General features: G+C 57.9%; 13 protein-coding genes. All 13 read left to right on the top strand.

Going from position 1 to position 13,952, the window contains the following annotated elements; all coding sequences use genetic code 11:
- The first annotated feature begins 167 nt into the window (after positions 1-167).
- The 13 genes from HCK86_RS10100 (at position 168) to cysN (ending at position 13,950) form a co-directional block, all read left to right on the top strand.
- Entirely contained in the window at positions 168-1,778 is a 1,611-nt protein-coding gene (locus HCK86_RS10100; protein WP_176084333.1) for a peptide ABC transporter substrate-binding protein, read from the top strand.
- 139 nt (positions 1,779-1,917) lie between these two features.
- Positions 1,918-2,844, top strand: a complete 927-nt coding sequence (gene oppB / locus HCK86_RS10095; protein ID WP_176084332.1) for an oligopeptide ABC transporter permease OppB — start codon at positions 1,918-1,920, stop codon at positions 2,842-2,844.
- A 3-nt stretch (positions 2,845-2,847) separates the two neighbouring features.
- On the top strand, positions 2,848-3,774 hold the full coding sequence (locus tag HCK86_RS10090) for an ABC transporter permease subunit (protein WP_176084331.1): 927 nt from the start codon (positions 2,848-2,850) through the stop codon (positions 3,772-3,774).
- Between the two features lies 1 nt (position 3,775).
- Positions 3,776-4,747 (top strand): oligopeptide/dipeptide ABC transporter ATP-binding protein, encoded by a 972-nt coding sequence (locus HCK86_RS10085; protein WP_176084330.1) that lies wholly within the window; start codon positions 3,776-3,778, stop codon positions 4,745-4,747.
- Complete coding sequence (locus HCK86_RS10080) at positions 4,744-5,766, top strand: oligopeptide/dipeptide ABC transporter ATP-binding protein (protein WP_176084329.1); 1,023 nt, start codon at positions 4,744-4,746, stop codon at positions 5,764-5,766. The genes HCK86_RS10085 and HCK86_RS10080 overlap by 4 nt, the downstream gene beginning before the upstream one ends.
- 132 nt (positions 5,767-5,898) lie before the next feature.
- Positions 5,899-7,065: a nucleotide sugar dehydrogenase gene (locus HCK86_RS10075; protein WP_176084328.1), complete on the top strand. Its 1,167-nt coding sequence runs from the start codon at positions 5,899-5,901 to the stop codon at positions 7,063-7,065.
- A 110-nt stretch (positions 7,066-7,175) separates the two neighbouring features.
- A complete protein-coding gene (rfbC, locus tag HCK86_RS10070) occupies positions 7,176-7,733 on the top strand; it encodes a dTDP-4-dehydrorhamnose 3,5-epimerase (protein ID WP_176084327.1) in 558 nt (185 codons plus the stop codon).
- 10 nt (positions 7,734-7,743) lie between these two features.
- Positions 7,744-8,787, top strand: coding sequence for a dTDP-glucose 4,6-dehydratase (gene rfbB / locus HCK86_RS10065; RefSeq protein ID WP_176084326.1), 1,044 nt, complete (start codon positions 7,744-7,746; stop codon positions 8,785-8,787).
- Complete coding sequence (gene rfbD / locus HCK86_RS10060) at positions 8,784-9,641, top strand: dTDP-4-dehydrorhamnose reductase (RefSeq protein ID WP_176084325.1); 858 nt, start codon at positions 8,784-8,786, stop codon at positions 9,639-9,641. The genes rfbB and rfbD overlap by 4 nt, the downstream gene beginning before the upstream one ends.
- Entirely contained in the window at positions 9,628-9,759 is a 132-nt protein-coding gene (locus HCK86_RS24210; RefSeq protein WP_281409598.1) for a sugar phosphate nucleotidyltransferase, read from the top strand. The genes rfbD and HCK86_RS24210 overlap by 14 nt, the downstream gene beginning before the upstream one ends.
- 198 nt (positions 9,760-9,957) lie before the next feature.
- The gene (locus HCK86_RS24205) at positions 9,958-10,437 is read left to right on the top strand and encodes a sugar phosphate nucleotidyltransferase (RefSeq protein ID WP_348641068.1); all 480 of its coding nucleotides are present in this window, start codon (positions 9,958-9,960) and stop codon (positions 10,435-10,437) included.
- Positions 10,438-11,152: 715 nt separating this feature from the next.
- Positions 11,153-12,052 carry a sulfate adenylyltransferase subunit CysD gene (cysD, locus tag HCK86_RS10050; RefSeq protein ID WP_141151029.1) on the top strand — a complete coding sequence of 300 codons (900 nt, stop codon included), beginning with the start codon at positions 11,153-11,155 and terminating at the stop codon, positions 12,050-12,052.
- A gap of 8 nt (positions 12,053-12,060) precedes the next feature.
- Positions 12,061-13,950 (top strand): sulfate adenylyltransferase subunit CysN, encoded by a 1,890-nt coding sequence (gene cysN / locus HCK86_RS10045; protein WP_176084538.1) that lies wholly within the window; start codon positions 12,061-12,063, stop codon positions 13,948-13,950.
- Positions 13,951-13,952: the final 2 nt, after the last annotated feature.

Raw genomic sequence — 13,952 nt, 5'->3', positions numbered from 1 at the left:
CATGTCAAATCTGTGGTTTTATTCGTTTTTCCTTGCATGGAATTGGACGCTACGCCTATGACTTGCTTTCGACCTGCTCGATAAAGTTCGGCGGGAACAGACTATTCAGATGATGCCGTGTAATCCTGAACGACATCATCTGCACGATATTAACAGGGGAGACATGGATGATGAAAAAGAAGCTTTTGCTTTCCGCATGCCTTGCGCTGGTGCTTGCCGCTCCGGCCTTTGCCGCCAGCCCGAAGCCGGGCGAAAAACTGTCCGACAATCAGAAATTGACCTATTGGCTGCTCGATGCCAACAAGACCAAGGACCCGCAGAAGAACAGCGATGTTGAGGGCTCAGCGATTATCCGCCAGCTCTTCGAAGGGCTTTATAATCAGGATAATGCCGGCAATCTCGTTCCCGGTGTCGCCACCAGCTACGAACTCTCCCCCGACAAACTGGTCTATACCTTCCATCTGCGTCCGGAAGCCAAATGGTCGAATGGCGACCCTGTCACGGCCGATGATTTTGTCTATGCCTGGCAGCGTCTCGTAGACCCGGCAACCGCCTCGACCTATGCCTGGTATGCCGAACTCATGAACATCAAGAACGCCTCGAAGGTCGTTGCCGGTGACGCACCGCCTGCCGATCTCGGCGTCAAGGCTGTTGACGATCACACATTCCAGGTGACGCTCGAAAGCCCGATCCCTTATTTCGTCAAGATGACCACCCACGCCTCGACCTTCCCGACGCTGAAGTCGGTGGTGGAAAAATATGGCGACCAGTGGACCCAGCCCGGCAATCTGGTTGGCAACGGCGCCTATATGCTCACCGACGACAAGATCGGTCAGGATATCACGCTGAAGCGCAACCCGAATTACTGGGATGACAAGGATACGGTCATCAACGAGGTCGAGTTCCTTGCCGTCAACGACAAGAATGCTGCGCTCAACCGTTTCCTCGCCGGTGAATTCGATTATGTCGAAATGCCCGGCGGCCAGTATCCGCGCCTGAAGGAAGAGCATCCCGACGAGGCCTTCGCCGTTCCGCATTCCTGCACCTATGCCTATCTTTTCAACCTCTCCGACAAGGGACCGGAAGCGCTGAAGGATGTGCGCGTCAGGAAGGCACTTTCCTATGCAATGGACCGCGATGTCGTCGTCGACAACATCCTGCGCGGTGGCCAGAAGCCAGCCTATAGCTGGACCTATGACGCGACGGCCGATTTCACCCCGCCGGTCACCGAATATTCGACCTGGACCCAGGACGAGCGCCTTGCCAAGGCCAAGGATCTGCTGAAGGAAGCCGGCTATGGCCCGGACAATCCGCTGAAGCTGACCCTGTCCTACAACACGTCTGACGATCACAAGAAGATCGCCATTGCTGCCCAGCAGTTCTGGAAGAAGCTGGGCGTCGAGATCACGCTCGATAACATGGAATGGAAGGTCTATCTCGACAAGCTGCACAATGGCGACTACGAGATGGGGCGCTATGCCTGGTGCGGCGATTATGACGAAGCCTCGACCTATCTCGATTATTTCCGCTCGGGCGGCATGAATTACGGCAAATTCTCCGATCCAGATTATGATGCTGTCATGGCGCATTCGCTGACGGCGGAAGATCCGCAGGCCGACTACAACAAGGCCGAGGAGATTCTTGCGGACCAGATGCCGCTGATCCCGATCTACTTCTACATGACGGACGTCATGGTTCCGAAGGATATCAGGGGGCTGCCGGTCGAGAACGTTCTGCAGAACTGGTATGCCAAGGACGTCTATCGCGTCGCCGAGTGATCCTTTGTGCCAGCGGGTGATGGCGCTTCGCCGTCACCCGCTCGGCCAGGATTGACCCTGTTATCCTGCATGTCCCGCTTGAGACGCCGTCCTGATCGGCAGACAGGAAGAGCGGGTGTGCCCAGCCTGGGTTCCGCCCATGATTGCTTACATCTTCAAGCGCCTTTTGGTGGCGATACCGACGATCCTTCTGCTGATCGTCTTCTCCTTCGTGCTCATGCATATGGCACCGGGCGGCCCGTTCACGTCTGAACGGGAACTGCCGGCTCAGGTGCTCGCCAATATCAATGCGAAATACGGTCTTGATCAGCCGCTCTGGAAGCAGCTTGTCGACTATATCTGGGGCATTCTGACGCGTTTCGATTTCGGCCCGTCCTTTGTCTATCAGGACCAGACCGTCAATTCGATCATCGCCCAGGGTTTCCCGGTCACGCTGACCTATGGCTCGATCTCGTTCGTGGTCGCTGTGCTGGTTGGTGTCACACTCGGTGTCGTTGCCGCTGTGAAGCATAATTCCTGGCTCGACAGCCTTGCCGTCGGCGTGTCCGTCGGCGCGCAGGTCCTGCCCAACTTCGTGATGGCGCCGATCCTGGTGCTGGTTTTCACGCTGTGGCTCGGATGGCTGCCCGGCGGTGGCTGGAAAGGGCTCGAGCATCCGGTCTATATGATCATGCCGGTCATTGCACTTTCCACCTCTTTCATGGCTTCGATTGCGCGTCTGACGCGCTCTTCCATGCTGGAGACGCTGAATTCCAACCATATCCGCACGGCCAAGGCCAAGGGCCTGCCGATGCATCGCGTCGTGGTGAAACATGCGCTGAAACCCGCGCTTCTGCCGGTGATTTCCTATCTGGGGCCGACCTTTGTGGTGATGATCACCGGTTCGGTTGTCATCGACATGTATTTCTCCACCGGTGGTATCGGCATTTTCTTTGTCGATTCGGCTCTCAATCGCGATTATGCCGTCATGATGGGGATCACCATTCTGCTCGGCTCGCTCACCATTCTGTTCAACCTCGTGGTCGACATCCTCTATGCCTGGATCGATCCGAAGATCAGGTACTGACCGATGATGATCGAAAAGACCAAGATGGCGAGTCTGGCGTCCGCCATGACGGAAACGGCCGTCAAGGGCCGCTCGCCATGGGCCGACGCCAGGCTTCGTTTCTTCCGCAACCGACAGGGCGTCATCGGCCTCTGTCTTCTGGCCTTCGTGCTGGCCTTCGCCGCATTCGGGCCTTTGATTGCCCGGTTTCCGATCGATGAGATCGATTTCATGGTCATGGGCGATATTGCCCGTGACGGCGGGCCATCGTTCGCCAATGGCCATTTTTTCGGGACCGATGATCTGGGCCGTGACCTCTTCGCCCGCACCGTTCTCGGCACACAGATATCGCTCGCCGTCGGTCTGATCGGCGCTGGCATCGCCGTGCTTGTCGGCACGGTTTACGGCGCGATTTCAGGCTTTTTCGGCGGCCGCATCGATAATGCCATGATGCGCACCGTCGATATCCTGCTGGCGATCCCCTACATGTTTGTGCTCATTCTGCTGCTCGTTATGTTCGGGCGGTCGCTGGTGCTGCTGTTCGTCGGCATCGGCCTGTTATCCTGGCTCGAGATGAGCCGCATCGTGCGCGGCCAGACTCTCAGCCTCAAGGGGCGCGAATACATCGAGGCCGCGCGGGCGACCGGCGTTCCCTCGCGGACCATTATCAGGCGCCACATCGTGCCGAACCTGATCGGCGTCGTTATCGTCTATGCGACGCTTCTCGTGCCCAATATGATCCTGCAGGAAAGCTTTATCTCGTTCCTCGGACTCGGCGTGCAGGAGCCGCTGACGAGCCTTGGTGCGCTGATTTCGGAAGGCGCGTCCACCATGAGCTACGGGACGCTGTGGCAGCTCGTCTTCCCGCTCTTCTTCTTCATCGTTACGCTGTTTTCCTTCTTCTTCATCGGAGACGGATTGCGTGATGCACTCGATCCGAAGGACCGATGACATGGCGCTCGTAGACGTTTCCAACCTGTCGGTCGACTTCATGACCAATTCCGGACCGGTTCACGCTGTTCGCGGTGTGGATTTCGCGCTTGACCGTGGCGAGACGCTCGCCATTGTCGGCGAAAGCGGTTCCGGCAAAAGCCAGACCGTCTTTGCCATGATGGGGCTTCTGGCGGCCAATGGCCAGGCGACCGGATCGGTCCGCTTCGAGGGAACCGAAATCCTCAATGCGCCGCAAAAGGTGATCAATCCGATCCGGGCCAACAAGATGGCCATCATCTTCCAGGACCCGATGACCTCGCTCAACCCCTATATGCGGGTGTCGGAGCAGATGGCCGAGGTGCTGACACTACACAAGGGCATGTCGAAAAAGGCGGCCGTCGCCGAATGTGTGCGCATGCTCGATGCCGTGCGCATTCCCGATGCAGCCTCGCGTGTGAACCTTTATCCGCATGAGTTTTCCGGCGGCATGCGTCAGCGGGTGATGATCGCCATGGCGCTTTTGTGCCGGCCGGATGTGCTGATAGCCGATGAACCGACAACGGCGCTCGACGTGACGGTTCAGGCGCAGATCATGAAACTGCTTTCCGATCTGCAGCGTGATTTCGGCATGGCGCTGATCCTGATCACCCATGACCTTGGCGTCGTTGCCGGTGCGGCGGAGCGGCTCATCGTCATGTATGGCGGCCAGATCATGGAGAAGGGACCGGTATCCGATGTCTTTGCCAATGCCAGCCATCCCTATACGCGCGGGCTGATCGCCTCGATCCCGCGGGTGGACCGTGATGACGCCGAGCTGGTTTCCATTCCCGGCAACCCGCCCAATATGGCGGAGGTGCCGAAGGGCTGTCCCTTCGCGCCACGCTGCGACTTTGCCGGTGAAGACTGTCTCGATCATCTTGATCCGCTCAGCGAATTTGCACCTGGCAGGCTGCGCGCCTGCAACCGCCCCATTGAGGAGGTTACCGCATGACCACGCTCATCAAGGCTGAAGATATCCGTGTGACCTTCGAGATCCGCCGGCCGGGCATGATGCCCTGGTCCAAGCCGGTGGGACTGCACGCCGTCAATGGTGTCGATTTCGAGCTCAAACCCGGGGAAACGCTCGGTGTTGTCGGCGAATCCGGTTGCGGCAAGTCGACGCTTGCCCGCGCCATCATCCGCATGGTTCCCGCTACCGGAAAGGCAGTCTGGGACGATGGCACGGACCTTCTGTCTCTGACGCCTGACGCGATGATGAAATATCGCTCCGACATCCAGATGATCTTTCAGGATCCGCTGGCGAGTCTCAACCCGCGCATGCAGGTCGGCGACATCATCGCCGAACCGCTCAAGACCCATCAAAAGGGGCTTTCGAAGACCGAAATCCGCGAGCGTGTGCAGGAAATGATGGGACGGGTCGGGCTGCTGCCCAACCAGATCAACCGCTATCCGCATGAATTTTCCGGCGGCCAGTGCCAGCGTATCGGCATTGCCCGGGCGCTGATCGTGCAGCCGAAGCTGATCATCTGCGACGAGCCGGTCTCCGCGCTCGATGTTTCGATCCAGGCACAGGTCATCAATCTCCTGATGGCGCTGCAGCGCGAGCTTGGTCTGGCGCTGATGTTCATTGCCCATGACCTGTCGGTGGTGAAGCATATTTCGACGCGGGTGATGGTGCTTTATCTCGGAAGGGTGATGGAGATCGCGCCCAGCGAAGCGCTTTATGCGCGGCCGCAACATCCCTACACGCAGGCGCTGCTGTCTGCCGTGCCGATACCGGATCCTGCGGTCGAGCGGGAAAAGGCCATTATTCCGCTGGAAGGCGACCTGCCGAGCCCGCTGAACCCGCCATCGGGCTGCGTGTTCCGCACCCGCTGCCTGCGGGCGACAAGCCTGTGTGCCGAAAAGGCGCCGGAACTTGCCGTGGCACCGGGTGAGGCTGCCGATCACCGGATTGCCTGCCATTATCCCGGCCCGGTGAAGGCGGAAGAAACGGTTTCGGCCTTTTGACAGAGCGCTGGCACGCAGGCTGCCGACCGGCGCGCGGCCAGGTGCGTTGATAATGTGACGCAGTAGTGTCGCAGAGAACAGATATGCTATGAGGCCTCGTCACGAGTGCTTCATAGCATGTCTGGAACAAACATGAAAATTGCGGTTGCCGGTCTCGGCTATGTTGGTCTTTCGAACGCGGTACTGCTGGCGCAGAACCATGAGGTCGTCGCCTTTGATATTGACGTTCATCGCGTTCAGCTGATCATGGAAAAGAAAAGCACCATCCTCGATCCGGTGCTTTCCGACTATCTTGCAAATCACGATCTGCATCTTTCTGCGACGACCGACGGCCGGGCCGCCTTCGATGATGCCGATTTCGTGGTGATTGCTACTCCCACCAACTATGATAGTGAAACCAATGGTTTCGACACGCGTACGGTCGAGGCGGTGATCGCGGATGTGCGGGCGACGAACCTGAAAGCGGCGATCGTGATCCGCTCGACGATCCCCGTCGGTTTCGTCGCCGAAATGCGCCAGCGCTTTGCAACGGACCAGATCTTGTTTGCGCCGGAATTCCTGCGGGAGGGGCGTGCATTGCATGACAATCTCCACCCGTCACGCATTATTGTCGGTGATCAGGGCGAACGGGCGAGGGCCTTCGCGGCGCTGATGGTCGAAGCTGCGATTGACAAGGACGTGCCAGTTCTTTTCACCGATCCGAGTGAAGCTGAGGCGATCAAGCTTTTCGCCAATACATACCTTGCCATGCGGGTTGCCTATTTCAACGAGCTGGACAGCTATGCCATGGCTAATGGCATGGACAGCCGCCAGATCATCAAAGGCGTGGGACTCGATCCGAGAATTGGAGATCATTACAATAATCCTTCCTTCGGCTATGGCGGCTATTGCCTGCCAAAGGATACCCGGCAATTGCTCGCCAATTATTCCGAAGTGCCGCAAAATCTGATCCGCGCCATCGTTGACGCGAATACGACCCGCAAGGATTTTATTGCCGAGCAGATCATCGCCAGAAATCCGCAGATCGTTGGGGTCTATCGACTGGTGATGAAGACCGGATCGGACAATTTTCGCCATTCCTCGGTTCAGGGCATCATGAAGCGGATCAAGGCCAAGGGTATTTCGGTCATCGTTTACGAGCCGGCGCTTGATGCGGCGGATTTCTTCCGCTCGCCGGTGATCAATGATCTTGCAAGTTTCAAGCGGAAGGCCGATGTCATCATCGCCAACCGGGCGACGGCGGAACTGAGTGATGTCGCCGAAAAGGTCTTTACCCGCGATCTGTTCGGCGCTGATTGAGCTGCTCCCGCAATTGTTGTTGCTTGCTCCGATTATCAGATGCCGCCACTCTCGACATGAAAGAGAGCGGATAGTAAAGCACACAGTAGTTCAGATAGAGGGGAATTGCATTGGACATTGAAGAAACGGGCCTATCCGGGCTTTTGCTGCTGACGCCGAAGCGGTTCGGCGACGGTCGGGGCTTCTTCGAGGAAACCTGGAACGGCAAGACCATGTCCGGCCTCGGTATCGAGATCGACTTCGTACAGGACAATCACTCACTGTCGTCGACTGTTGGAACGGTGCGCGGTCTTCATTTCCAGGCGCCGCCGGATGCGCAGGCTAAGCTGGTGCGCTGCGGCCGTGGCCGGCTTTTCGATGTGGCAGTGGATGTGCGGAAGGGATCGCCGACATATGCTCAGTGGTTCGGTGTTGAGCTCTCTTTCGAAAATGGCAGGCAGCTGCTGATCCCCGAAGGCTTCCTGCACGGTTTCATGACGCTGGAGCCGGATACAGAAATCGTCTACAAATGTTCTGACTATTATGCGCCGGCCAGCGATGGCGGGATTCGCTACGACGATCCCGATATCGGCATTGCTTGGCCGCTTGACGGGGTTGCACCGAAGCTTTCGGAAAAGGATGCGGCCGCACCCCTGCTGCGCGATTTCGACAGTCCTTTCGTTTTTTAAGGAGCGGGCGATGAGAATTCTTGTGACCGGAGGGGCCGGTTTTATCGGATCGGCGGTTGTCAGGCTGGCGATTGCGCGCGGACATGCCGTCGTCAATCTTGACGCTCTGACCTATGCGGCCTGTCTTGATAATGTTGCAAGCGTTTCCGGCAGCCCGCTTTACAGCTTTGTCCAGGCCGATATCCGGGATCGCGCCGCGCTCGACAGCGCGTTCGAGGCACATGCCCCCGACGCGGTGATGCATCTGGCGGCCGAAAGCCATGTCGATCGCTCGATCGATGGCCCCGGTGATTTCATCGAAACCAATATCAACGGCACCTATAACATGCTCGAGGCAGCCCGGTCCTACTGGACAGGGAAAGGCAAGCCTGACGGATTCCGCTTCCACCATATTTCGACAGATGAAGTGTTCGGTTCTCTTGGCGCAACGGGGCAGTTTACTGAGGAAACCGCCTATGACCCGCGCTCGCCCTATTCTTCGTCAAAGGCGGCGTCAGACCATCTCGTGCGCGCCTGGCACGAGACCTACGGCCTGCCGGTGGTGCTGACCAATTGCTCGAACAATTATGGGCCGTTCCATTTTCCCGAAAAGCTCATTCCTGTCGTCATCCTCAATGCGCTTGCCGGCAAAGCGATCCCGATTTACGGCAAGGGCGAGAATATTCGCGACTGGCTCTATGTCGAGGATCATGCCGACGCATTGCTGACCGTGCTGGAGCAGGGCAAGAGCGGGCGAAGCTATAATATCGGCGGTGAGAACGAGCGCAGCAATCTTGAACTGGTCCAGACGATCTGCGCCATTCTGGACAGCAAGAAACCGAAAGTCTCCAGCTCCTATGCCGATCAGATCACTTTCGTCACAGACAGACCCGGCCACGACATGCGCTATGCAATCGATCCGACCCGCATCCGCACCGAACTCGGCTGGCGGCCCTCGGTCACGGTCGAAGAGGGACTGGAGCGCACCGTTCAGTGGTATCTCGACAATGAGAATTGGTGGCGTGCGCTGAAGGCCCGTCATGGTGTTGGCGAGCGGCTCGGGGTGAAGGTATGATCCTGGTCTTCGGGAAAAGCGGCCAGGTGGCCTCCGAGCTCCAGCTGTTGCTGCCGGAAGCGCATTTTCTGGGGCGTGATGCGGCCGATCTGACCGATCCTTCCGCCTGCGCGCGGGCGATCGAGGCGGCGAAGCCGCAGGCCGTCATCAACGCGGCGGCCTATACCGCCGTCGACAAGGCGGAAGGCGATGAGGCAACGGCGATGATGGTAAATGGCGCAGCGCCGGGCGCCATGGCCGAAATCTGCGCCAGGATGGCGGTTCCTTTCGTCCATATTTCCACGGATTATGTTTTCGATGGCGCGGGCGATGAACCCTATGGGACAGATCACCCGACCGGGCCGATTGGTGCATATGGCCGCAGCAAGCTGGCCGGCGAGAAGGCCGTGGCCGCAAGTGGCGCCGCCTATGCCGTCCTCAGAACAAGCTGGGTTTTTTCGGTTCACGGCGGCAATTTCGTCAAGACGATGCTGCGGCTGGCGGAAACCCGTGACACGCTGAATGTGGTTGCAGACCAGATCGGAGGCCCGACATCGGCTGCCTCCATTGCTACGGCATGCAAGGTCATCGCCGAGCAGCTGGTGGTGTCGCCGGAAAAATCTGGCATCTACCACTTTTCCGGTTCGCCGGATGTCAGCTGGGCGGATTTTGCGCGAGAGATCTTTCGCCAGGCGGGCAGGGCCGTAACCGTGAACGACATACCGACATCGTCCTATCCGACGCCAGCACGCCGTCCGGCCAATTCTAGACTGGCTTGCAGGTCGCTGTCGGCCTTCGGCCTGGCCCGTTCGGACTGGAAAGCCGATCTTTCGGTGGTACTCGAAAAGCTGGGGGGCCTTCATGACAACGCGTAAGAGTATCATTCTGACGGGCGGCTCTTGCACGCGTCTCTATCCGCGGACCATGGCCGTTTCGAAGCAGCTGATGTCGGTCTATGACAAGACGATGATCTACTTCCGCTTTCAGTGCTGATGCTGAGCAGGATCAGGATCAGTTCCGCAAGCTGCTCGGTGATGGCAGCCAATGGAGGATCGCGCTCACCTATATCACGCAGCCGTCACCCGATGGTCTGGTCTAGGCCTATATTCTGGCGGAGGATTTCCTGGCCGGCGTTCCTTCGTCGATGGTGCTCGGTGACAATATCTTTTTTGGCCATGACCTGCCGGAAATATTGCAGAGTGCCGCGTTCAGGATGACCGGGAGAACGGTTTTGGATACCATGTCGTCGATCCCGAGCGCTACAGGGGGCGGGGAATCTTCAAGAGGCCGGAGGTCCCACCGTCCAATTATGCGGTGACGGGGCTCTATTTCCTTGACGGTGAAGCGAGTGCACGGGCGCGGGCGGTCAAGCCGTCGCCGCGTGGCGAGCTCGAGATCGTCACCCTGCTGGAAAGCTATCTCAAAGACGGCACGCTTTCGGTTGAAACTATGGGGCGCGGCTTTGCCTGGCTTGACACCGGAACGCATAGCAGCCTGCTCGAGGCCGGGATCTTCGTGCGGACATTGTCGGAACGGCAGGGCATGCAGACGGGATGCCCCGAAGAAATAGCCTACCGGGCCGGCTGGATCAGCGATGAGCAGCTGAGCGAACAGGCACAAAAATTCAGCAAGACCGAATATGGGAAATATCTCATGCGTCTGCTGGCCTAGTAAAATGGCCGGAATGCCGCCGGAGACCGGCGGTGCGGGCATTTTGCCAAATCGCAATCGATCCAGCGCAGGAACCGGAGCAAGTCCTCATGGTCGAAATCGAGACGGCACGACGAGGAGGCTTGCGCCGACTGCGACGGCGGAAGCCGGCGGGCACCGGACGTAATTCATTCTACAGAACGTCCGGAAAATAAACAATTTTGTCTATATCTGCGAAGGCCTGACGCTCTATATCCTATGACCTGAGAACTCTATCAAAGCAGGCCTTTGCCGCAATTTTCCGGGCCAGCGCCGAAAGCCGCGCCTTACCTTGACCTGCGCGGTCTGCGGCTGCCGCTGAAAAGACGTCCTTAGGACGGAAAATGTGCAACGGGCCGCCGATGAACGGTGGTGGGAGACAAATTGACTATTAGCACTTGTGCAATGCGCGAAAAAGTTAGAGAATCGAAACCGAACTCTATACCTTATCTATTTATTCAAGTGATTTCAGGTCGGGCGCGACACGGACGCAATATATCGCCTGCCCCCTGGAGGAAAGGGGTTGTGGTTGAATTCGTGCATGCATTGGTCATTGGTTTCGGGTTGCATTGTCGTCAAACGCGTGGGTTGAGGAAACGGTAGCTTGGCCTTGACATTGGCGCTTCAATTCTTGAAGACGTTAATGAGTATTTTTCGATGATTTTTAAGTGTCGTCTTGTCCAAATCGGGTTTTGAAATGTCCTTAACTCATCTTCAGCGTCTCGAAGCTGAATCTATCCACATTTTTCGTGAAGTTGCGGCCAGCTTTTCCAAGCCGGTTATGCTTTATTCGATTGGCAAAGACTCGTCGGTGATGATGCACCTAGCGATGAAAGCTTTCTATCCGGCGAAACCGCCTTTTCCCTTTCTTCATGTTGATACAACATGGAAGTTCAAGGAGATGTATGAGTTCCGCAGCCGGATGGCGCGCGAACTTGGCATCGATCTTCTGGTGCATATCAATCCGGAAGGCGTCGAGGGCAATATCAATCCCTTTGATCACGGCTCAAACACGCATACCCACATCTGGAAGACGGTCGGCCTGAGGCAGGCGCTCGACAAATATGGTTTCGATGCCGCCTTCGGCGGTGCACGCCGCGATGAGGAAAAGTCGCGCGCCAAGGAGCGCATCTTTTCCTTCCGCAACGCCCAGCACGCCTGGGACCCGAAGCACCAGCGACCGGAAATGTGGAAGACCTATAATACCCGTGTCGGACCGGGTGAATCGATCCGCGTCTTCCCACTGTCCAACTGGACCGAGCTCGATATCTGGCAGTATATCATGAAGGAAGAAATACCGATCGTGCCGCTCTATTTTGCCAAGAAGCGGCCGGTCGTCGAGAAGGACGGCATGCTGATCATGGTCGATGACGAGCGCATGCCGCTCGGTCCCGACGATAAGGTTGAGGAAAAGATGGTGCGGTTCCGCACGCTCGGCTGCTACCCGCTGACAGGCGCCGTCGAATCGGAAGCTGCCACTCTTCAGGATATTGTTCGCGAAATGCTCACCGCCCGGACTTCGGAGCGGCAGGGACGTCTCATCGACAAGGATGAGGCCGGTTCCATGGAGAAGAAGAAGCGCGAGGGGTATTTCTGATGAACGATATGATCGACGTTTCCGGCGATATGATCGAATATCTCGCCGAACAGGAACGCAAGTCGCTGCTGCGCTTCCTGACCTGCGGTTCGGTGGATGATGGCAAATCGACGCTAATCGGCCGTCTGCTTTATGACACCAAGCTGATCTTCGAGGACCAGCTCGCCTCGCTTGAGCGTGACAGCGCCAAGCACGGCACCACTGGCGAGGACATCGACTTCGCGCTGCTGGTGGACGGTCTGGAGTCGGAACGCGAGCAGGGCATCACCATTGATGTCGCCTACCGCTTCTTTGCCACCTCGAAACGTAAGTTCATCGTCGCCGACACGCCCGGCCACGAGGAATATACCCGCAATATGGCAACCGGCGCTTCAACCGCCGATCTTGCCGTGGTGCTGGTTGACAGCCGGCAGGGTATCCTGCGTCAGACCCGGCGGCATTCCTACATCGCCTCGCTGCTCGGCATCCGCCATATCGTGGTTGCGATCAACAAGATCGACCTGATGGATTATTCGCAGGAGGTCTATGACAGGATCGTTGCGGATTATCTCGAATTCGCCAAGGATCTTGGCTTCGAGACCATCGTGCCGATCCCGATGTCGGCCCGTTTCGGCGACAATGTGACGATGCGCTCGCAGAACATGCCCTGGTATACCGGGCCGGCGCTGCTGGAACATCTCGAGGTCGTGCCGATCGAATCCGATCTTGTCGAGCGTCCGGTGCGTTTTCCGGTCCAGCTGGTTACCCGCCCGAACCTGAACTTCCGCGGCTTCTCGGGACAGCTCGCCTCCGGCAAGGTGGCGATCGGTGACACGATCACGGTTGCGAAATCCGGCCAGGCATCGAAGATCAAGGACATTGTCACGATGGATGGCAGCCTGCCCTCGGCCGAAGCCGGGCAGGCGGTGACCCTGGTGCTCGAGGACGAGATCGAAGTATCCCGCGGCAATATTCTGGTGGCGACCGAGGCCCGCCCGAACGTTGCCGACCAGTTCCAGGCAAAGCTGATCTGGTTCGATGCCAATCCGATGATCCCGGGGCGTTCCTATATCCTGCGTACCGAGGTCGACAGCACGTCGGCGACGATCACCGCGCTCAAATATCATGTCAACGTCAATACCTTCGCCCATGAAGCGGCCAAGGCGCTGAACATGAACGAGGTCGGCGTCTGCAACATCTCGACCCAGGCGCCGATCGTCTTCGACGCCTATAAGGACAACCGCACCACTGGTAACTTCGTCATTATTGATCGTATCACCAATGCAACGGTTGGTGCCGGCATGATCGATTTTCCGCTGCGCCGTGCCCAGAACGTTCACTGGCAGGCGACCGAAGTCAACAAGGCGGCGCGTTCGGAGCTGAAAGCGCAGAAGCCGGCCGTTCTCTGGTTCACCGGCCTTTCGGGTTCCGGCAAGTCCACCGTCGCCAATACGCTGGAAAAGATCCTGCACGCCAAGGGCAAGCACACCTACATGCTTGACGGCGACAATATTCGCCATGGCCTCAACCGCGATCTCGGCTTTACGGCAGAAGACCGCGTTGAAAACATCCGCCGCGTTGCCGAAGTCGCCAAGCTGATGGCCGATGCCGGGCTGATCGTGCTGGTTTCCTTCATCTCGCCGTTCCGCTCGGAACGCCGTCTTGCGCGTGATCTGATGGATGCCGGAGAGTTCGTCGAAGTCTTTGTCGACACGCCGATTGAGGTCTGCGCCCAGCGCGACCCCAAGGGGCTCTACAAGAAGGCTCAGGCCGGCGAGATCGAAAACTTCACCGGTATTTCGTCGCCCTATGAGACGCCGGAAAATCCGGAACTGCATCTCCATACCGTCGGCCACGAGCCATTTGAGCTGGCGAGCCGGATCGAGGATTATCTCACCAATCTCGAGAAAAAGGACTGAGC

It is taken from the genome of Martelella sp. HB161492, assembly GCF_013184775.1.
Taxonomy (GTDB): Bacteria; Pseudomonadota; Alphaproteobacteria; order Rhizobiales; family Rhizobiaceae; genus Martelella.
This window is presented reverse-complemented; position numbering and strand designations above follow the sequence as displayed.

Excerpts from the sequence above, each read along its gene's own strand:
- HCK86_RS10100 (WP_176084333.1), top strand. The coding sequence starts at position 168 with ATGATGAAAAAGAAGCTTTTGCTTTCCGCATGCCTTGCGCTGGTGCTT.
- HCK86_RS10090 (WP_176084331.1), top strand. The coding sequence starts at position 2,848 with ATGATGATCGAAAAGACCAAGATGGCGAGTCTGGCGTCCGCCATGACG.
- rfbB (WP_176084326.1), top strand. The coding sequence starts at position 7,744 with ATGAGAATTCTTGTGACCGGAGGGGCCGGTTTTATCGGATCGGCGGTT.
- cysN (WP_176084538.1), top strand. The coding sequence starts at position 12,061 with ATGATCGACGTTTCCGGCGATATGATCGAATATCTCGCCGAACAGGAA.
- cysD (WP_141151029.1), top strand. The coding sequence starts at position 11,153 with ATGTCCTTAACTCATCTTCAGCGTCTCGAAGCTGAATCTATCCACATT.
- oppB (WP_176084332.1), top strand. The coding sequence starts at position 1,918 with ATGATTGCTTACATCTTCAAGCGCCTTTTGGTGGCGATACCGACGATC.
- HCK86_RS10085 (WP_176084330.1), top strand. The coding sequence starts at position 3,776 with ATGGCGCTCGTAGACGTTTCCAACCTGTCGGTCGACTTCATGACCAAT.
- HCK86_RS10080 (WP_176084329.1), top strand. The coding sequence starts at position 4,744 with ATGACCACGCTCATCAAGGCTGAAGATATCCGTGTGACCTTCGAGATC.
- rfbD (WP_176084325.1), top strand. The coding sequence starts at position 8,784 with ATGATCCTGGTCTTCGGGAAAAGCGGCCAGGTGGCCTCCGAGCTCCAG.
- HCK86_RS24210 (WP_281409598.1), top strand. The coding sequence starts at position 9,628 with ATGACAACGCGTAAGAGTATCATTCTGACGGGCGGCTCTTGCACGCGT.
- HCK86_RS10075 (WP_176084328.1), top strand. The coding sequence starts at position 5,899 with ATGAAAATTGCGGTTGCCGGTCTCGGCTATGTTGGTCTTTCGAACGCG.